Here is an 18633-nt window from a genome sequence, read left to right as displayed (position 1 = left end):
AGGATGAGCACCAAGGACTTCATCGAGAAGGACTTCTACAAGGTTCTCGGCGTCCCCAAGGACGCCACCGAAGCCGAGATCAAGAAGGCGTACCGGAAGCTCGCCCGCGAGTACCACCCGGACGCCAACAAGGGCAACACCAAGGCCGAGGAGCGCTTCAAGGAGATCTCCGAGGCGAACGACGTGCTCGGCGACCCCAAGAAGCGCAAGGAGTACGACGAGGCACGCGCCCTCTTCGGCAACGGCGGCTTCCGTCCGGGTCCCGGCGCGGGCGGCGGCAACTTCAACTTCGACCTGGGCGACCTCTTCGGAGGCGGCGCCCAGGGCGGAGCCGGAGCGGGCGGCTTCGGCGGCGGTATCGGTGACGTCTTCGGGGGCCTGTTCAACCGCGGCGGCGCGACCACCGGTACGCGTACGCAGCCCCGGCGCGGCCAGGACATCGACACCGAGGTCACGCTGAGCTTCACGGAGGCCGTGGACGGGGCGACGGTTCCGCTGCGCATGACCTCGCAGGCACCCTGCAAGGCGTGCTCGGGGACCGGCGACGCGAACGGCACGCCGCGGGTGTGCCCGACGTGCGTGGGCACCGGTCAGGTGGCCCGCGGCTCCGGCGGCGGATTCTCCCTGACGGACCCCTGCCCGGACTGCAAGGGCCGTGGTCTGATCGCGGAGCACCCCTGCGAGGTCTGCAAGGGTTCCGGCCGCGCCAAGTCGTCCCGGACCATGCAGGTACGGATCCCCGCGGGCGTCAGCGACGGCCAGCGGATCCGCCTGCGCGGCAAGGGAGCGCCCGGTGAGCGGGGCGGCCCGGCGGGCGACTTGTACGTCACCGTGCACGTGGACGCCCACCCGGTCTTCGGCCGCAAGGGCGACAACCTCACCGTCACCGTGCCCGTCACCTTCGCGGAGGCGGCGCTCGGCGGCGAGGTACGCGTGCCGACGCTCGGCGGACCGCCGGTCACCCTGAAGCTGCCGCCGGGCACGCCCAACGGCCGCACCATGCGGGCGCGGGGCAAGGGCGCGGTCCGCAAGGACGGCACCCGCGGCGACCTGCTGGTCACCGTCGAGGTGAGTGTCCCGAAGGACCTGACGGGGAAGGCTCGTGACGCGCTTGAGGCGTATCGCGAGGCGACCGCGGGCGAGGATCCGCGGGCGGAGCTGTTCCAGGCCGCGAAGGGAGCATGAGAGCGATGGACGGCCGTCGACGCAACCCGTACGAACTGACCGAGGAAACCCCGGTCTACGTCATCTCGGTGGCGGCCCAGCTCTCCGGCCTGCACCCGCAGACCCTCCGTCAGTACGACCGTCTGGGCCTGGTCTCGCCCGACCGCACGGCCGGGCGCGGCCGCCGCTACTCGGCCCGCGACATCGAACTGCTGCGCACCGTCCAGCAGTTGTCGCAGGATGAGGGCATCAACCTGGCCGGCATCAAGCGCATCATCGAGCTGGAGAACCAGGTGGCCGCGCTCCAGCAGCGCGTCGCCGAACTCCAGTCCGCGGTGGACGGCGCCGCGGCCGCCATGCAGCAGCGCGAGGCGGCCGTCCACGCCTCGTACCGCCGCGACCTGGTCCCGTACCAGGAGGTCCAGCAGACCAGCGCGCTGGTGGTGTGGCGCCCTAAGCGGCAGCAGTCCTCGGACTGAGCCGTACCTGTACGACGAGAAGGGGCCGGGAGGTTGAACCTCCCGGCCCCTTCTCGTGTTCTCAGTGCCCCACCGTCTCCCACAGCGTGATCGCCAGTGCCGTGCAGGACGTCACCGCCGCCAGGGACGGCAGGGGCCAGCGGGTGCGTTCCAGGGCGTCGAGGCGCTCCTCGTGGTCGGCGAGGGTCTTGTCGGTCTGGTCGGCGCGCTGCAGGAGGAGGGCCAGGTCTCCGCGCGTGGTGGCGAAGCCGACGTCCACGGAGCGGCGCAGGCAGAGAAGGTACGGCAGGCGGGCCCCGAAGGCGTCCGCATCCTCACCGAAGACGAGGTGCAGCAGGCCCACCTCCGTTGGTACCGCACCGGTTGGGAGGAGCATGCGCGTGCGGTCCAGGCGAGCGAGGAGCGCCCACCTGCGGCTGGCCACCCCGCCGACCCGGACCCCCTGTCCGCTATGGCCGACCTCCTGCATTTCCCGCAGGTTCCTGCCCCGGCCGCCGGGGATCCGTATGCCCACCCGCTCCCGATCGTGGGCGCGGGCGACGCGACCGTACGCGAACTCATGCCGCACCGCCCGAGGTTAGGGGAGCCTGTGCGGGGATCTGAGGGGCTGCGGGGCAGGCGCCGTAGGGAGGGGGTGGAGGCGGTGGACGCGGAAGAATGAGCGGGGTCATGGGTCAAGGCCGGCCTTGGCGGGGCCGTGCCCTGAGGGTGGCTCTTCAGCGCTCCTGGATCGGGGGTATGGCCGTACGGAGGTGACGCAGGAGGGCGGCCAGGCCTTCGGGGGCGGTGGAGAGGATGACGTTCGGGGTGTCGCTTTCGCGGAGGCGGATCGTTCCGTCGGGGGCGGTGGCGACGTAGAGGCAGTCGGCTTCGGGGCCTCCGCTGAACGTTGACTTCTGCCAGTTCAGTTCGGACATCCGTGCCTCCTAGAGCGTGTAGAGCAAATGCTGGATGAGCGCCAGCGAGTCCTTCACCGAGTGTGCTTCAGGGGCCAACGATACGTCGACAGGGCTGAGGGCGTTCTCGGCCAGTCGCGCGAACAGCGCGCTGTACCGCTGAAGTTGTGCCTGCTCACGCAGGTAGTCGGAACCCGTCGCGTGATCAAGGATCACGGTGCCGAGCCGTGGAGTGCCGGGGATGGCGTGGACGAAGTTCCCGCTGAGAGCCGCGTACGCCTGGGCGCTGAACGGATAGATCTGGATGGTCACGTTGGGCAGGCGGGCCAACTCGATGAGCCGTAGCAACTGCTCGCGCACGACCTGGACGCTGCCGAACCGCATGTGCAGCGCCGCCTCGTGAATCACGGCATGGACAGAGGGCGGGTTCTGGCGGGTGAGGATGCGCTGCCGTTCCATGCGGAACATCAGGGCCTCCTCGATGTTTCCGAAGCCCAGCTTGGGGCTGGAAAAGATGGCCCGTGCGTAGTCGGCGGTCTGGAACAGGCCGGGAACGAACAGGGATTGGTGCACTCGTAGGGACTCGGCGCCATCCTCCAGTTCGGCCAGGTTGAGTGCGCCGGACCCGAGGTGTTTCTTGTAGGCGGTCCACCAGCCCTTACCGGATGCCTCGGACATGGCGATCAATGCCTTGATGTAGGGCTCATCTGCGCACCCGTATGCCTGGCATAGATCAACTAGTCGTTCCGTCAGAACGGAGGTGCGACCCAGTTCGATATGGCTCAGCTGCCCGCGGCTCATGCCGACGCGCTCGGCGGCCTCACCGGAACTCAAATCTGCTAGTTCGCGTAGTTGCTTGAGTTCGAAGCCGAGTCGTCGTTGGCGCTCGCTGATGTTCGTGCGCAGTCCCACAGGGTCTCCTTGCTGGCTCGCCCAAAGTCTGCATGGTTCCGGTGAGTTGGTCCACCGAAAGCGGTGAACAGGTTGCGCATAAGAGCCCCATATCTCTACCGTGAGTGCAGTGTCGATTACGCACCGACACCGGTCAACTCCCCCTGCCCATAAGCCGACAGAGCACCCGCCCCTCCCCCCAGGCGTGCGCGGGCAATGCCATCGCGGGGTAACGGAAGCCTTCGCCCCCCACAGGAGCCGACACCCATGGACCCATCCCGCCGTGCAGCCCACCGTCCCGCTCAACTCACCCACGATTACAGCCTGTTCACCCCCGGCGACGCCACCGCACCCCGCGTGTGCCGGGACTTCGTGCGTGCCGTCCTCTTCACTCACGACCGGGAGCACCTCGTCATGCCCGCCGCCCTGTGCACCTCGGAGCTCGTCACCAACGTCCACCTGCACACCAAGGGGGCCACCATGCTCCGCGTCCGGCTCACTCCGGCCCGCTTCCGGGTCAGCGTCTTCGACGAGAGTCCTGATCCGCCCGTTCTGGCGCACCCCGTCGCGGGGGTCGTCGCGTGCTGGGGGAGGGGGCTCGCGCTGGTCGCGGAGATGGCGGACGTGTGGGGCGTCGCCGAAGAGAGGGCGGGGCGGTACGCGAAGGGGGTGTGGTTCGAGTTGGGCTGCCGGCCTCCGGGCACACCCAGCCGGCACGTGAGGAGAGGGTGTCGCCTGTGAACGTGTCCGACCTGGACGAGGGGCTGTGGCAGCTGTGGAAGGCCATGGAACTCCCCGAGGGCTACCGCGCTGAGATCATCGAGGGAGCCATCGAGGTCTCGCCCCTCCGTCGCTTCGCACATGCCCGGGTCGTCAACCGCGTCTGGTGCGCTCTGCAGATCTTCTTGGAGGACGGCGAGTACGGCGTCTGGAACGTCACGTCCGTGATCCACGCACGTAAGGCGTGGATTCCGGACGGCCTTGTGGCTCCTCTGGATGCGGAGCTGATCGAGGACGAGGACGGTCTCGGGATCAAGGCGGCCGCTGCCTCGATGGTCGTCGAGGTGGTTTCGCCCGGCAGGAGCGACCAGGACCGCGACCGCATCCGCAAGCGCCGCGAATACGCCCGCGCCGGCATCCCCGTGTACGTCCTCATCGACGACTACGACGGCCAGGGCGCCGTCACCCTCTTCACCGGGCCACGCCCCGACAAAGCCGACTGGGAGGACATCCACCGTGTCCCCTACGGCACCGATGTCACGATCCCCGAAGGCCCCGCCAAGGGCTTCGTGATCGGCGAGGCGATCACGGGTCCTAAGCGGGGCTGACGGGCGGGCGTATCACGATCACGCTGTCAGAGCGTCAGAGCCAGCTCTCCCAGATGCCGTACGCCTGCGAGCGGCTCGCCGCTTCGTTGCCGACGGCGTCGAGGTACACGACGCGGTAGTAGTACAGGCCCCACCGGTCCTCGTGGACGGTGGTGTCCATGTAGTACGCGCCTCCGGTGCCGACCTGGCCCGAGGTGAGAGTGAGGTAGGACGCCGTGGCCGGGTCCCAGCGTTCCACGCGGTAGGCGCTCAGGCGGGAGCAGTCGCCGAGGCCCGAGCTCTCGGAGCAGCCGACGTACAGCTCGGGGTACTGGTCCTCGCGGACGGTGGTCCCGGTCCAGCCCGTCGGGCGGGTGTCCGGGAAGGTGACGGAGATGTCGGACGTGTGGAAGAAGTCGGGGCCCTCGTCCCGGTACAGGCCGGAGCCGTCGGCGGCGGCGACCCGGTAGACGTGGGTGGCGCCGTCGGGGACCGTCGGGCAGAGGATCTCGGTCTTGGCGAGTGAGCTTCCCGTCCAGCAGTTCTTCGTCCAGATCGTCTCGCCCGTGTCCGGGTCGACCACGCCCTGCCATACGTAGTACTCGGTGACGTCGTCGTCGGCCGGTGGCGTCCAGGTCAGATGGACACCCATCGGGATCTGCTCCGCGGTCAGGTTCCCGACCGGGGCCGGGCGCCGGGTGTCCGGCGTGGTGGCCGTGGCGGCCGGGCCGGGCTGTGATGCGTGGCCGTACGGGTCGATCGTCACGATCCGGTACTCGTACGTCGTCTCGGACTCGCCCGAGACGTCCCAGCAGGTGCCGTTGGTCTGCGTGCGGCCGGCGTACCCGGGGGCGTCGCTACCGGCCCACGTCCAGTACGTCGACGGGGGCCCGAGCGGCTCGGCCGGCCAGATGTTCGGCTTGCACTGGTCCACCGTGGTGCTCTCGCCGGTCGCCGGGTCGGTGCGGATGATCCGGTACGTGGGGAGCGGGCCTTGGTCGGAGGTCCAGGGGTCGGCGCTGCTCCACTCGATCATGACCCCCTCGTCGAACCTGTGCGCGGTGGTCCTGAAGGCGGGGATGGCCTCGGGGCGTTCGGCCATCCGCAGGGTGACCTCCACCGGGGCGGCCGCGTTGCCCTTCGCGTCCACCGAGCGCACCACGTACCGGTAGGTGTCGGCGATCGCTGCCTGCTGGCGCGGTACCACGTCGGTGCGGGTCGTCGTGGAGCCGCTGGCCAGCGCGTTCAGGTAGCCGCCGGTCGCCGGGTCGTACTGGAGGACCTGGTACGAGGCAGCCCCGTCGACGGGTGACCACACCAGGTGCGGTACGCCGGACTCGTAGGCGATGTCGGCGTCGGCGGCGGTCGGCGGCGGCGTCAGGTCGAAGGTGGTGAACGTGGTGGCGGCCGAGTACGCGGACCAGTTCCCGGCGGCGTCACGGGCCCGGCCCCGGTAGGTCGCCTTGCCGCCGTCGGCGGGCTGGCCGGTGTCGCAGAACGCGCCCTTGGCGCCCGTGTGGACGGTGATCCAGGTGTTGGTGGCGGGGTCGAGACGCTGACCCTCGTACCGGGCGATGTCGGCGGCGTTCGCCGCGGTGGTGACCAACTCCGGTCCCGCGAAAGGCTGGTCGTCCGGGCACGCGTCCATTTCGACGAACGGGGCGGCGGGCGGGGTCCGGTCGACGGTGACGACGGGCTGGTCCGCCGAACCGGCCGACGTGTTGCCCGCCTTGTCGTACGCGCGAACCTCGTAGTAGTACGTCGCGCCGGTCGTTGGCGGGGTGTCGGTGTACGAGGTCGCTGTCGTGGTGGCCAGCTTCAGCCAGCTCGTGCTGCCCTTGAGACGGCGGTACACCCGGTAGCCGGCGAGGTCCATCTCCTTGTTCCTGGACCAGGTGATCTTGGCCTTGCTGGTGGCAGTGTCGTACGAGACCGACGTTCCGGTCGGGGCAAGCGGCTTGACCGTGTCGACGGTTGCCGACGTGCGGGGCAGGTAGGCGAAGGAGACGACCGCGCTGCCCGTCCAGTTGACGAAGTCGACGCGCAGGGTGTGCTTGCCGGACGGGATGGTGACGTTGACGGTCTTCGACTGTGTGGTGGAGACGTTCTTCCAGAGGTCGACCTTGCGGACGCCGTCGAGGTAGACGCGGATGCCGTCCTGGGCCTTCACCGGGAGGGAGAACGGCCCACCGGAACCGAAGTCGCGGGTCACCGTCCAGCGGACGCCGAAGTTGTCCTTCGGAAGGCCCGAAGCGGGGGCGCCGGAGCCCCAGTTCTGGTCGATCGCGGAGTCGCAGTCCGTCTTCTTCGGTGTGCCCGAGAAGGTGGTGTTCGCGTAGAACTCCCTTTTGTAGACGGGGGAGGTGCAGGTCGTCGCGGCGGAGGCGGGTGCGGCGGCCGCGGTGAGCAGGCCGCCCGCGGTGGCGAGCACGAGGGCGGAGGAGAGCGTGACCGTCGTGCCTCTGGCTGGGTTCATGCGTTCCTTCAGGAGTCCTGATCGTCGGACGGCGAGGGAAACCGCCGACGATCAGGACTCCTGGGAACGGGAGTTGGTTGTACGGCGATGGATGACAGAAGGTGAAGCTGAGGGGATTGATGAAAGGCGGGACGTGAGCTCTTCCCATCATGTTCACTCGGAGCACACAGATCGCTGTTGCCATCTCGTTAAGTGCGCACTCCTTGACGCTGAGGTGATCACCGCGTTGGCTTTCAGCCACCTGGGTCTCAAAGCTGCAACCCTGCCCGGAAGGCGCCTGTTGTGAACACTCGTAACACCCGCTTGTGCCGCGTCGTCATATCCCTGGCCGCGTCGGCGATGTCCGTCACCCTCGCCGGCTGCGGCGTGGTGGACGGGATCGGTGGCAGCGATTCCAAGGCCAGCCCCACGAAGGGCGACGACGTCAAGGTGGGCCTGCTCCTTCCCGAGAAGGAGAACTCCCGTTACGAGAAGTTCGACTACCCCATCATCAAGAAGCAGGTCGAGAAGCTCACCAACGGCAAGGGCGAGGTCGTCTACGCCAACGCCGAGCAGGACGCGGCCAAGCAGAGCAGCCAGCTGCAGCGCATGATCGATGACCGGGTCGACGTCCTCCTGGTGGACGCGGTGGACTCCAAGGCCATCGCGAGCGGCGTGCAGAGCGCCAAGGACGCGGGCATCCCCGTCATCGCGTACGACCGCCTGGCGGAGGGGCCGATCGACGCGTACATCTCCTTCGACAACGAGCTCGTCGGCGAGGTCCAGGGCAAGGAGCTCGTCGGGGCGCTGGGCAGCGACTCGGCCTCGAAGAAGATCGTCATGATGAACGGCGCGACCACCGACCCGAACGCGGCGCAGTTCAAGTCGGGCGCTCTCGCCGAGCTCAACGGCAAGGTCGTCATCGCCAAGACGTACGACACCAAGGACTGGAACCCGGTCAACGCCAAGGCCAACATGGAGGAGGCCATCGAGGCAGTCGGCGTCGGCAACATCGCCGGTGTCTACTCCGCCAACGACGGCCTCGCGGGCGCCGTCATCGACGCCCTCAAGACCGCGGGCGTCAGCGATGTCCCGCCGGTCACCGGCCAGGACGCCGAGCTCGACGCGGTGCAGCGCATCGTCAAGGGCGACCAGTACATGAGCGTCTACAAGTCGTACCCGCAGGAGGCCACCGCGGCCGCCGAGATGGCCGTGGCGGTCGTCCAGGGCCGCTCGATCGAGTTCGACGCCCTCACCCGCGACAAGGTCGACAGCCCCACGAACCAGGACATCCCGTCGCAGCTCGTGCCCGTCGTCGCCCTCAACAAGTCCAACATCGAGGACACGGTGATCCAGGACGGCATCTACACGGTCAAGGAGATCTGCGCGGCGCCCTACAAGGCGGCGTGCGACGCGAACGGTCTCCAGTGACCCCGTAGACCCGGCAGACCCCCGATAGGCCCTTCGCTTCGCTGAACCGTTCCCGGCCCGCCGACATCGCACAGGGCGACCGCACGTCATACCGCGGTCGCCCTGTCCTGTTGCCTCGGACAAGGTGACCGGAGCGTCGACGAAGTGTCGTCAACTTCCGTACGACATAGGGGCATTGGACGCACGGCGACCCGTACTGACCGCTCGGCACCGCTGCCCCGTATGCGCTCTATGGGCCCAGGGCGCTCGGGCCTCGTCGCACGTGGGAAGCGGTTTCGCCGGGGACCCGCTGTCCGGGCTGCACCCCCCGCAGGTTGTTGCAACGGTCGGCGCGGAGGTGTGCCGATTCCCGGATGAACAAGGGCAAGAGGGGGCGTGCGGGCGGGGCAGCCGTGTTGCGATGGCGGACGGGGCCGCGCATAGTTGCGCTGCGGCAGACGCTGTTTACGAGGGGCTTACGCCAGGGGTTGGAGCCAGGGGTGGGAGATGGCCGGGCACGGTACGGACACGCATCCGCACGGCGCTGACCAACTGTGCGAAGCCGGAGACCGGGTGTACTCCCGGGCCGTCCGGCGCGGCCGGGTACCCCGCGAGGACGCCGAGGCGGTGCCCTGCCTGCTGGAGCTGGAACTGCTGCACCCCGACCCCGACGACATGGGCTGGCTGGTGCCGACCTCCCCGCAGGAGGTCATGACACGGCTGCTGCGCGGCGTGTACGAGGAGGTCAGCGCGAGCCAGGCCCGGGTGGTCGACGCGGTGTCGGCCTTCGAGTGGTACGCGGGGCTCGGCGGGAGCGTCCAGGCGCCGGCCGAGGGTGTGGCGATCCGCGTCCTCGACGGACTCCCGCGGATCCGGGCCGCCATGGACAAGGCGACCGAGGAGTGCACGAGCGAGGTCCTGGCGGTGCAGCCGGGCGGCATCCGCCGCGAGGACGAACTCTCGGAGGGCCTGCACCGCGCCCTGGAGATGCGCCGCCGCGGCGTCCGCATGCGCGACCTGTACACGCACGTGGCCCGGCACGGACAAGGCCTGCTGAACTACATGGAGTTGATGGAGGGCGCGGCGGAGGCCCGTACCCTCGACGAGGTCGTGGAGCGGTTGATTCTCTTCGACCGCAAGGTCGCCTTCATCCCCGCGAACGCGGACCGCACGATTGCCCTGGAACTGCGCCACCCGGCGCTCGTCGACTACCTGGTAACGGTCTTCGAGCGGTTGTGGCGGCTGGCGATCCCGCTGACGTCCCCGCTCCCCTCGACGGGCATCGAGGGCATCACCCACCGCGAGCGCTCGATCGCCGCGCTGCTGGCCGAGGGCCACCAGGACGCGGTGGTGGCGGAGCGGCTGGGGATCAGCGTGCGGACGTGCCGGGCACACATCGCCCGGCTGTCGGAGACGCTGGGGGCGGCGAGCCGTACGCAGCTGGGGGTACGGATCGCGCAGGCGGGGCTGGACGGGCCGCCTCGCTCGGCCGATGTCCACGTGGTCACGGCGCCGGAGGGGCAGCCTGATGGGCCTGATGGGCCTGAGGGGCTTGTGGGCCCTCAGGCTTCTGACGCTCATGGCGTTCCTGGTGTTTCTGGCCCAGGATCCCCGACTGTCCGATGAGGTAGCAGAGTTGGGTGCGGCTACCGCTGCGGTCACTTGGCCGGCTTCTCCTGCTTGAGGATGCCCGACTCGGCGATGAAGTAGCCGAGTTGGGCCCGGCTACCGCTGCCGAGAACCAGGGCGAGCTTGGCGATGTGGGCACGGCAGGTGCGCACGTTCATGCCGAGGCGACGGGCGATGGCCTCGTCGACATGACCCTCGACGAGGAGCTTGGCGATGGAGCGCTGGACGCCTGTGATGCCGTCGGGGGTGGACTCGTACGGAACCTCGTCCATGAGGGGCGTCGCGCGTTGCCAGAGCTGTTCGAAGACCTTGATGAGGTACTGCACGAGGCCGGGGTGGCGCAGTTCCAGAGCCACCTGCCGGTCATCCTGGGCGGGGATGAAGGCGACCGTCCGGTCACAGATGATGAGCCGCTCGATGAGTTCTTCGAGCGTACGGATCTCCACCTTGGCGCCGGCCATCTGGTCCACGTACGCGAAGGTGCTCTGACTGTGCCGAACCGTGTGCTGGTAGAGGGTGCGCACGGAGATGCCGCGCTCGATGAGGGGCTTGCTCCGCTCCAGGGCCTGGCTCAGGATGTGCTCCGGCCTGCTGCCCCCGGGCTGGACCGTCAGGACTTCGTCGCGGGCCTCGGCTATCGCCACGTCGAGCGCGGCGTTGATGCGGCCGATACCCTCCAGCACGGTGATGGCGTGTGTGGTCGCCGGTTTCTGGGCGCTGATGGCCAGGAAAGGCTGGAAGGTGTCGGTGAGGTCGAGGGTGAGCCGGCGGCGATCCTGGATCTCCCGTTCCAGCGGCTGGAGTTGCTGTGCGAGAACCACGGACGGGGGTACCGGGCGCAGCCAGTCAGGGTCGTCCGGGTCCGGGTGGAGCAGCGCGAATTCGAGCAGGCAGGGGGCGGGTTCGACCTCGGCGCGGGAGATGCGTCCGGAGCCGAGGGCGCTCGCGTAGAGACGAGAACCTTCGGCGCACAGGTCGTTGATGCCATGAGGATGTGTCTGTTTTGTGCTTTTTGCTGGCAAATCTCCACCCCCCAGGGTCCTGAACGTGCAGGAACATGATGCATCTCTTCTGTGGCATTGACGTGCCTGAATGAGCCATCGTCTTGTCTGACGGGGGAGGAAGCCATCAAGTGAGGACGAAGCCGACTATGAATAAGAGAATGCTTCGCTCGGTGCTTGCTACTGCCGTCGTTGCTGTGGCGCTGGCCTTCGGTATGGCCGCTCCTCTCGACGTCGGCTGGCATTTCACCTCCGTCAGTACGGAAAGTTCGGCGACCCGGGCCGGTGCGGCCGGGGACGTCGGCTGGGGGTCTGTGGCCGGAGATGGGACGCAGGACGTCGGCTGGGGGTCCGCTGCAAGTGACGTGACACAGGATGTCGGCTGGAACGTTGTCGCCGGTGACGTGACGCAGGACGTCGGCTGGGGATCTGTTGCCAGCGACGTGACGCAGGATGTCGGCTGGCAGGCACCGGCGGACGCGGACGCATGACCACCCCGCCCGACGATCGCTCATTCCGCCGGGAAATGGCCACCGCCTACCGCTCCGGCTGGCACTTCATCGATCTGGCCACCGCCATCCCTCACAGCGGTGACTCGCTGATGGTGACCGTGTTCGGGGAGCCCGTCGTCGTCACGCGCGACGAGGACGAGGACGTACGGGCGTATCGGTGCCTGCGGCGGCCTCGGGGGGCGCCGCAGCCGGTCAGGTGTGCCATTCGATATGGAATGATCTTCGTGAACCTCGATCAGCGTGACCACCAGCTGGCCGAGCCGGAAGCCTTGGACGTGCAGACCATCGCAGCCACCCCCCGCAGTGCCTGACGCGATTCCCCCGTCGTAGTAGATCGCTCAGGTACTTCCCCCCGCAGCGGCGTCACCGTGACCTGAACACGGTGACGCCGCTGCAGTTTCTGGCGAAACATCCCAGTATCCGCCCGGCTCGGCAAGGGCTGAAATCAGCCGCGCCCCATCGCCGCGCTCAGCTCGATCTCGATCACCACCCGCGCCGGGTTCGGCGACGGCTCCCTCCCGTACCGCTCCGCGTACCGCCGCTCCGCCTCCGCGATGCGCACCGGGTCGACGGACACCGTCGCCCGGCCCTCCAGCGTCGCCCAGCGCCGGCCGTCGACCTGGCAGACCGCGGCCCGCGCCCCGTCCGGCCCCGCCGCCAGCACGTGCCCCGCCTTCGCGCTGGACTTGTTGGTGATCACCCGGGCCAGGCCCGCCCCGGGGTCGTAGGTCACCCCGACCGGCACCACGTGAGGGCTGCCGTCGGGGCGGAGCGTCGTCAGCGTGCACAGGTGCCGCTCGCGCCAGAAGCTGAGGTAGGCGGCGTCGGGCTGCCGCGGGTCCACCGGATACGAAGCCATGACTGAAATCTATTCCAGCTACAGCCTTGAGTGGAATAGACTCAACTTTGTGCTCGTTGAGACGCTCAGCATGAAGAGCATGCAGGACGTATGGACGCATGGGGGTCCGTACGAGGGACCACTGACGCACAGGAGGAGAGCGCGACCGTGGACGTCGAGCTGACCAACAGGGGCCGGGAGGCGATCGACGCGGCCAGCAGCCGGGCCGTGTCCGAGGGGCACCCGGATCTGACCCCCGCGCACCTGCTCCTCGCGCTGCTCGAGGGGCAGGACAACGAGAACATCGTCGATCTGCTGGTTGCGGTCGACGCCGACCAGGCGGCCGTGCGCTCGGGAGCCGAGCGCGTCCTCGCGGGCCTGCCCAGCGTGACCGGCTCCACCGTCGCGCCCCCGCAGCCCAACCGCGAGCTGCTCGCCGTGATCACCGAGGCGGCCGGCCTGGCCAAGGAGCTCGGCGACGAGTACCTCTCCACCGAGCACCTGCTCATCGGCATCGCCGCGAAGCGCGGCCAGGCCGGCGACGTACTCTCCCAGCAGGGCGCCAGCGCGAAAAAGCTGCTTGGAGCGTTCCAGAAGAGCAGGGGAGGGCGCCGGGTGACGACCCCGGATCCCGAGGGCCAGTACAAGGCACTCGAAAAGTTCGGTACGGATTTCACGGCCGCGGCGCGGGACGGGAAGCTCGATCCCGTCATCGGGCGGGACCACGAGATCCGGCGCGTCGTGCAGGTGCTCAGCCGCCGCACGAAGAACAATCCCGTTCTCATCGGTGAGCCCGGCGTCGGCAAGACCGCCGTCGTGGAGGGGCTCGCGCAGCGGATCGTCAAGGGGGATGTGCCCGAGTCCCTCAAGAACAAGCGGCTCGTCGCGCTCGACCTCGGCGCGATGGTCGCGGGCGCCAAGTACCGCGGTGAGTTCGAGGAGCGGCTGAAGACCGTGCTCGCCGAGATCAAGGACTCGGACGGGCAGATCATCACCTTCATCGACGAGCTGCACACCGTCGTGGGCGCGGGCGCCGGCGGCGACTCCGCCATGGACGCGGGCAACATGCTGAAGCCGATGCTCGCGCGCGGTGAGCTGCGCATGGTCGGTGCCACGACCCTCGACGAGTACCGGGAGCGGATCGAGAAGGACCCGGCGCTGGAGCGGCGCTTCCAGCCGGTGCTGGTCGCCGAGCCGACCGTCGAGGACACCATCGCCATCCTGCGCGGGCTCAAGGGGCGCTACGAGGCCCACCACAAGGTCCAGATCGCGGACAGCGCGCTCGTCGCGGCCGCCACCCTCTCCGACCGGTACATCACCTCACGCTTCCTGCCCGACAAGGCCATCGACCTCGTCGATGAGTCGGCGTCCCGGCTGCGGATGGAGATCGACTCCTCGCCCGTCGAGATCGACGAGCTCCAGCGCGCCGTCGACCGGCTGATGATGGAGGAGCTGGCGCTCTCCAAGGAGACCGACCCGGCCTCCAAGGAGCGCCTGGAGAAGCTGCGCCGCGACCTCGCCGACAAGGAGGAGGAGCTGCGCGGCCTCACCGCCCGCTGGGAGAAGGAGAAGCAGTCCCTCAACCGCGTCGGTGAGCTGAAGGAGAAGCTCGACGAGCTGCGCGGCCAGGCCGAGCGGGCCCAGCGCGACGGCGACTTCGACACCGCGTCCAAGCTGCTGTACGGCGAAATCCCCACCCTTGAGCGGGACTTGGAAGCCGCCTCGGAAGCTCAGGAGGAGGCCGCCAAGGACACGATGGTCAAGGAGGGGGTCGGCCCCGACGACATCGCGGACGTCGTGGGTTCCTGGACCGGCATCCCCGCCGGACGGCTCCTGGAGGGCGAGACCCAGAAGCTCCTGCGTATGGAGGAGGAGTTGGGCCGGCGGCTCATCGGCCAGAAGGAGGCCGTACAGGCGGTGTCCGACGCCGTACGCCGCACCCGCGCCGGCATCGCCGACCCGGACCGCCCGACCGGCTCCTTCCTCTTCCTCGGCCCCACCGGTGTCGGCAAGACCGAACTCGCCAAGGCGCTGGCCGACTTCCTCTTCGACGACGAGCGGGCGATGGTCCGTATCGACATGTCGGAGTACAGCGAGAAGCACAGCGTGGCCCGGCTGGTCGGCGCCCCGCCCGGGTACGTCGGGTACGAGGAGGGCGGCCAGCTCACGGAAGCGGTCCGCCGCCGTCCGTACTCCGTAGTCCTTCTCGACGAGGTCGAGAAGGCGCACCCGGAGGTCTTCGACATCCTCCTCCAGGTGCTGGACGACGGACGCCTGACGGACGGTCAGGGGCGGACGGTCGACTTCCGCAACACCATCCTGATCCTCACCTCGAACCTGGGCAGTCAGTTCCTGGTCGAGCCGCTGACGAGTGAGCACGAGAAGAAGGAGCAGGTGCTGGAGGTCGTACGGGCCTCCTTCAAGCCGGAGTTCCTCAACCGGCTCGACGACCTGGTGGTCTTCTCCGCCCTGGACAAGGAGGAGCTGGAGCGCATCGCCAGGCTCCAGATCGACCGGCTCGCCAAGCGGCTGGCCGAGCGCCGGCTGACCCTGGAGGTCACCGACACGGCCCTGGCCTGGCTCGCCGACGAGGGCAACGACCCGGCGTACGGTGCGCGCCCGCTGCGCCGCCTCGTCCAGACCGCCATCGGCGACCGTCTCGCCAAGGAGATTCTCGCGGGCGAGGTCAAGGACGGCGACACGGTCCGCGTGGACGCTTTCGGCGGCGGCTTGATCGTGGGGCCGGCCACGGGCAAGACGCTGTAATCCGCGATCCGCGCATGCCCATGATCCGATCATGGGCATGCGCTGGTGACCGGATCGTGGCAGTCCAGGCCGACAGGCCCCGTCAGGGGTTGCCACTCCCCGCCCCGCATGGGGGAGGATGGCAGAATCCGTACGAAGGGAAATACACGGTGAGCATCGACCCGTCCTCGATTCCGAACTTCGGGGGCCAGCCCGAGCCGCAGCCCCAAGGACCGGCGGGCCCCGTCGTCCCGGATCAGGACCTCGTGAAGCAGCTCCTCGACCAGATGGAGCTCAAGTACGTCGTCGACGAAGAGGGTGACCTCGCGGCGCCGTGGGAGCAGTTCCGTACGTACTTCATGTTCCGCGGTGAAGGTGACCAGCAGGTCTTCTCGGTGCGGACGTTCTACGACCGGCCGCACAAGATCGACGAGAAGCCCACGCTGCTGGAGTCCATCGACGACTGGAACCGCCGCACGCTGTGGCCCAAGGTCTACAGCCACACCCACGACGACGGCACCGTCCGTCTGATCGGTGAGGCGCAGATGCTGGTCGGCACCGGTGTCAGCCTGGAGCACTTCGTCTCGTCGACGGTCAGCTGGGTGCGGGCCGCCATCGAGTTCGACAAGTGGCTCGTCGAGCAGCTCGGCCTGGAGCAGGAGATCAACGAAGCGGACAAGCCCGAGGGCGACGAGGAGTAGTCCTCGGATCCGGCTTTACAGCGGCGTGTGTGCGAACACCACCAGATACGCGCCGTAAGCGAACGACAGCCCGGCCAGGGCACCGACCACCACGGTCGCGTGCCAGGGCCGGGCTTTCGCCGTCCGCACGACGGCCCCCGCCAGCGGCAGCAGCAGCGGGAACGCGGGAAGCAGGAAGCGCGGCTTCGACTCGAAGAACCCGGAGCCGCCGAGCGCGATCAGCAGGAGTACGGCGCTGTAGACGATCAGCGGCAGCGGCGCGCGGTCCGCGACGAGCAGCGCTGACAGCACGACGGCCGCCGCGACGATCAGCAGCGTCACGGAGAACACGAAGCGGTCCCCGTACAGCAGCAGGTGCCTGACGAAGCCGAGCGAGCCCGCACCGAAGTCGAAGCGCGAGCCCCACTGCCGCTGCACCTCGAAGTAGCCGCCGAGCGGATCGCCCCTTCGCAGGCCCACCCAGAGCACGTAGCCGCCCCAGCCGAGCGGCGCGAGCGCGGCGCCTGTCCACAGCCTGTGGGGAACTTTTCGTCCGCGCCGCCGTCCCACCTCGCACGCCGCCGCCACGAGGACCGCCACCGCCACCGCGACCCCGTTCGGCCGGGCCAGACCCGCGAGAGCCGCCAGCGCGCCCGCCCACAGCCAGCGCTCGCGGAGCACCGCGTACAGCGACCAGGCGGCGAAGGCGGTCAGTACGGGCTCGGTGTACGCCATCGACAGCACGACCGAGTGGGGCAGCAGACCCCACAGGAGGGCGAGGGCGGTGCCGGCCGCGCGGCCGTGCAGCCGGGCCCCGATCGCGTACAGCCCGCACGCGGCGGCCGCGGCCCCGAGCCAGGAGACCAGCAGGCCCGCCGTGGGCGCGTCGAGCGGGGTCAGGGCGGTGACGACACGCACCAGCGCCGGGTACAGCGGGAAGAACGCCAGGTCGCTCTGGATGACGCCGGGAGCGAAGTGCACCGTCCGGCCGTAGCCGTGCTCCGCGATCCGCAGGTACCAGACCGAGTCCCAGGATCGCGCGAGCAGGGCGAGCGGCTGCCTGCCGGTGGCCCACGCGGCCGCGGCCAGCACGAGGGCGCCGGTCAGCCGCGCGGCTGCGAACAGCCCCAGCGCGGTCACCACGGCGCTCGACAGGCCCCGCGCGGCACGGGAGGGGCGGGCGGCGGCGTCCCCGGGCTCCGTGAGGGCGGAGCCGGCGAGCGTACTCGGGTGGGTCACATCCGCACTGTGCGTTCCCTCCGGGGGAGCCGCGAGCGTTGCTCGGCCGCGCGGGTACGGTTCGGGCGCGCCCGGCGTGCCACCCACGCGGACGGCGCTCGCGGTGCTAGGGGGCGGTGCCTGCCGTGCTCCTGGGCGGGGGCGGCGGGCGCCGTGTCACCAGGCCGTCTTGAGCCGCTTCGACGCCTCCTCCAGCACCTCCGTGCGCTTGCAGAACGCGAACCGCACGAAGGGCGCGCCCGCCTCCCGGTGGTCGTAGAAGACGGCGTTCGGGATGGCGACCACACCGGCGCGCTCGGGCAGGGCACGGCAGAAGGCGAAGCCGTCGGTCTCGCCGAGCGGCCGGATGTCGGTGGTGATGAAGTACGTGCCCTGCGGCCGGAACACCTCGAGCCCCGCGTCCGCAAGCCCCGCCGCCAGCACGTCCCGCTTGGCCAGCATGTCCGAGCGGAACGCCTCGAAGTACGCGTCCGGCAGCGCCAGCGCCTCGGCCACGGCGTACTGGAAGGGCCCCGACGCCACGTACGTCAGGAACTGCTTCGCCGACCGTACGGCGCTGACCAGGGCGGGTGGCGTGGTCACCCAGCCGACCTTCCACCCGGTGAACGAAAACGTCTTGCCGCTCGACCCGATGGTGACCGTCCGCTCGCGCATCCCCGGGAACGTGGCCAGCGGCAGATGCTCGGCCCCGTCGAAGACCAGGTGCTCGTACACCTCGTCCGTCACCACGAGCAGATCCCGCTCCACGGCGAGCCGCGCGATCTCGGCGAGCTCCTCGCGGGTCAGCACGGTTCCGGTCGGGTTGTGCGGCGTGTTGATCAGCAGCAGCCGCGTCCGGTCGGTGACGGCGTCGCGCAGCTCGTCGAGATCGAGCCGGAAGCTGCGTCCCCCGGAGGTTCCGTCGCCGGCCTCGTGCGGGCGCAGCGTCACCGGGACGCGCGTTCCGCCCGCCATCGCGATGCAGGCCGCGTACGAGTCGTAGTACGGCTCGAAGGCGATCACCTCGTCGCCGGGTTCCAGCAGCGCGAGCAGGGTCGCGGCGATCGCCTCCGTGGCACCGGCGGTGACCAGCACCTCACGGTCCGGGTCGTACGACAGCCCGTACCGGCGCTCCTGGTGCGCGGCGATCGCGGTGCGCAGCTCGGGGATGCCGGGCCCCGGCGGGTACTGGTTGCCGCGCCCGTCGCGCAGCGCCCGCACGGCCGCTTCCCTGATCTCCTCGGGACCGTCGGTGTCGGGGAAACCCTGGCCGAGGTTGATCGACCCGGTGCTCACCGCGAGGGCCGACATCTCGGCGAAGATCGTCGTCCCGAACTCGGCGAGCCGGCGGTTGAGGAAGGGGCGCGTGCTGTAGGTCATGCCGGTCATCCTGCGCCCAAGCTCTGGA

At 69.3% G+C, this 18633-nt stretch carries 18 protein-coding genes; 10 read left to right on the top strand and 8 right to left on the bottom strand.

Going from position 1 to position 18633, the window contains the following annotated elements; translation table 11 throughout:
- The first annotated feature begins 3 nt into the window (after positions 1-3).
- On the top strand, positions 4-1185 hold the full coding sequence (gene dnaJ / locus C4B68_RS18725) for a molecular chaperone DnaJ (RefSeq protein WP_099504874.1): 1182 nt from the start codon (positions 4-6) through the stop codon (positions 1183-1185).
- 5 nt (positions 1186-1190) lie between these two features.
- Positions 1191-1643: a heat shock protein transcriptional repressor HspR gene (locus tag C4B68_RS18720; RefSeq protein WP_099504873.1), complete on the top strand. Its 453-nt coding sequence runs from the start codon at positions 1191-1193 to the stop codon at positions 1641-1643.
- Positions 1644-1704: 61 nt separating this feature from the next.
- On the opposite strand, the gene C4B68_RS18715 is transcribed toward C4B68_RS18720, so the two are convergent.
- The 3 genes from C4B68_RS18715 to C4B68_RS18700 form a co-directional block, all read right to left on the bottom strand.
- Complete coding sequence (locus tag C4B68_RS18715) at positions 1705-1932, bottom strand: hypothetical protein (protein WP_099504894.1); 228 nt, start codon at positions 1930-1932, stop codon at positions 1705-1707.
- A gap of 427 nt (positions 1933-2359) precedes the next feature.
- A complete protein-coding gene (locus C4B68_RS18705; RefSeq protein ID WP_099504872.1) occupies positions 2360-2560 on the bottom strand; it encodes a DUF397 domain-containing protein in 201 nt (66 codons plus the stop codon).
- 9 nt (positions 2561-2569) lie between these two features.
- The gene (locus C4B68_RS18700) at positions 2570-3451 is read right to left on the bottom strand and encodes a helix-turn-helix domain-containing protein (protein WP_099504871.1); all 882 of its coding nucleotides are present in this window, start codon (positions 3449-3451) and stop codon (positions 2570-2572) included.
- 246 nt (positions 3452-3697) lie between these two features.
- Between C4B68_RS18700 and C4B68_RS18695 the strand changes: the two genes are divergently transcribed.
- Positions 3698-4171: an ATP-binding protein gene (locus C4B68_RS18695; RefSeq protein ID WP_099504870.1), complete on the top strand. Its 474-nt coding sequence runs from the start codon at positions 3698-3700 to the stop codon at positions 4169-4171.
- Entirely contained in the window at positions 4168-4758 is a 591-nt protein-coding gene (locus C4B68_RS18690) for a Uma2 family endonuclease (RefSeq protein WP_240634400.1), read from the top strand. Before C4B68_RS18695 ends, C4B68_RS18690 begins: the two co-directional genes overlap by 4 nt.
- A gap of 34 nt (positions 4759-4792) precedes the next feature.
- Here C4B68_RS18690 and C4B68_RS18685 read toward each other — a convergent pair whose 3' ends face one another.
- Positions 4793-7213, bottom strand: coding sequence for a PA14 domain-containing protein (locus C4B68_RS18685; protein WP_099504869.1), 2421 nt, complete (start codon positions 7211-7213; stop codon positions 4793-4795).
- Between the two features lie 339 nt (positions 7214-7552).
- On the opposite strand from C4B68_RS18685, the gene C4B68_RS18680 reads away from it, so the two are divergent.
- Positions 7553-8623, top strand: coding sequence for a sugar ABC transporter substrate-binding protein (locus C4B68_RS18680; RefSeq protein ID WP_099504892.1), 1071 nt, complete (start codon positions 7553-7555; stop codon positions 8621-8623).
- A gap of 486 nt (positions 8624-9109) precedes the next feature.
- Positions 9110-10228, top strand: coding sequence for a helix-turn-helix transcriptional regulator (locus C4B68_RS18675; RefSeq protein ID WP_099504868.1), 1119 nt, complete (start codon positions 9110-9112; stop codon positions 10226-10228).
- A 32-nt stretch (positions 10229-10260) separates the two neighbouring features.
- On the opposite strand, the gene C4B68_RS18670 is transcribed toward C4B68_RS18675, so the two are convergent.
- On the bottom strand, positions 10261-11253 hold the full coding sequence (locus C4B68_RS18670; protein ID WP_099504867.1) for a helix-turn-helix transcriptional regulator: 993 nt from the start codon (positions 11251-11253) through the stop codon (positions 10261-10263).
- A gap of 110 nt (positions 11254-11363) precedes the next feature.
- Between C4B68_RS18670 and C4B68_RS18665 the strand changes: the two genes are divergently transcribed.
- Together C4B68_RS18665 and C4B68_RS18660 are read left to right on the top strand one after the other, a co-directional pair.
- Positions 11364-11723 (top strand): hypothetical protein, encoded by a 360-nt coding sequence (locus C4B68_RS18665; RefSeq protein ID WP_143674411.1) that lies wholly within the window; start codon positions 11364-11366, stop codon positions 11721-11723.
- Entirely contained in the window at positions 11720-12055 is a 336-nt protein-coding gene (locus tag C4B68_RS18660) for a Rieske (2Fe-2S) protein (RefSeq protein ID WP_099504865.1), read from the top strand. The genes C4B68_RS18665 and C4B68_RS18660 overlap by 4 nt, the downstream gene beginning before the upstream one ends.
- Before the next feature lie 134 nt (positions 12056-12189).
- Here the strand turns inward: C4B68_RS18660 and C4B68_RS18655 are convergent, their stop codons facing one another.
- A complete protein-coding gene (locus tag C4B68_RS18655; RefSeq protein ID WP_099504864.1) occupies positions 12190-12603 on the bottom strand; it encodes a pyridoxamine 5'-phosphate oxidase family protein in 414 nt (137 codons plus the stop codon).
- Between the two features lie 147 nt (positions 12604-12750).
- Between C4B68_RS18655 and clpB the strand changes: the two genes are divergently transcribed.
- Together clpB and C4B68_RS18645 are read left to right on the top strand one after the other, a co-directional pair.
- On the top strand, positions 12751-15348 hold the full coding sequence (gene clpB, locus C4B68_RS18650; protein WP_099504863.1) for an ATP-dependent chaperone ClpB: 2598 nt from the start codon (positions 12751-12753) through the stop codon (positions 15346-15348).
- A 149-nt stretch (positions 15349-15497) separates the two neighbouring features.
- Positions 15498-16028, top strand: a complete 531-nt coding sequence (locus C4B68_RS18645) for a YbjN domain-containing protein (RefSeq protein ID WP_099504862.1) — start codon at positions 15498-15500, stop codon at positions 16026-16028.
- A gap of 15 nt (positions 16029-16043) precedes the next feature.
- On the opposite strand, the gene C4B68_RS18640 is transcribed toward C4B68_RS18645, so the two are convergent.
- Both C4B68_RS18640 and C4B68_RS18630 read right to left on the bottom strand, forming a co-directional pair.
- The gene (locus tag C4B68_RS18640; protein WP_107475415.1) at positions 16044-17246 is read right to left on the bottom strand and encodes a glycosyltransferase family 39 protein; all 1203 of its coding nucleotides are present in this window, start codon (positions 17244-17246) and stop codon (positions 16044-16046) included.
- A 156-nt stretch (positions 17247-17402) separates the two neighbouring features.
- Complete coding sequence (locus C4B68_RS18630; RefSeq protein WP_099504860.1) at positions 17403-18614, bottom strand: pyridoxal phosphate-dependent aminotransferase; 1212 nt, start codon at positions 18612-18614, stop codon at positions 17403-17405.
- Positions 18615-18633 lie beyond the last annotated feature (19 nt).

The sequence above is a fragment of the Streptomyces dengpaensis genome, from assembly GCF_002946835.1.
Lineage (GTDB): Bacteria > Actinomycetota > Actinomycetes > Streptomycetales > Streptomycetaceae > Streptomyces > Streptomyces dengpaensis.
This window is presented reverse-complemented; position numbering and strand designations above follow the sequence as displayed.

Coding starts and splice junctions, on each gene's coding strand:
- dnaJ (WP_099504874.1), top strand. CDS start 4: ATGAGCACCAAGGACTTCATCGAGAAGGACTTCTACAAGGTTCTCGGC.
- C4B68_RS18720 (WP_099504873.1), top strand. CDS start 1,191: ATGGACGGCCGTCGACGCAACCCGTACGAACTGACCGAGGAAACCCCG.
- C4B68_RS18705 (WP_099504872.1), bottom strand. CDS start 2,560: ATGTCCGAACTGAACTGGCAGAAGTCAACGTTCAGCGGAGGCCCCGAA.
- C4B68_RS18695 (WP_099504870.1), top strand. CDS start 3,698: ATGGACCCATCCCGCCGTGCAGCCCACCGTCCCGCTCAACTCACCCAC.
- C4B68_RS18685 (WP_099504869.1), bottom strand. CDS start 7,213: ATGAACCCAGCCAGAGGCACGACGGTCACGCTCTCCTCCGCCCTCGTG.
- C4B68_RS18680 (WP_099504892.1), top strand. CDS start 7,553: ATGTCCGTCACCCTCGCCGGCTGCGGCGTGGTGGACGGGATCGGTGGC.
- C4B68_RS18675 (WP_099504868.1), top strand. CDS start 9,110: ATGGCCGGGCACGGTACGGACACGCATCCGCACGGCGCTGACCAACTG.
- C4B68_RS18660 (WP_099504865.1), top strand. CDS start 11,720: ATGACCACCCCGCCCGACGATCGCTCATTCCGCCGGGAAATGGCCACC.
- C4B68_RS18655 (WP_099504864.1), bottom strand. CDS start 12,603: ATGGCTTCGTATCCGGTGGACCCGCGGCAGCCCGACGCCGCCTACCTC.
- C4B68_RS18630 (WP_099504860.1), bottom strand. CDS start 18,614: ATGACCGGCATGACCTACAGCACGCGCCCCTTCCTCAACCGCCGGCTC.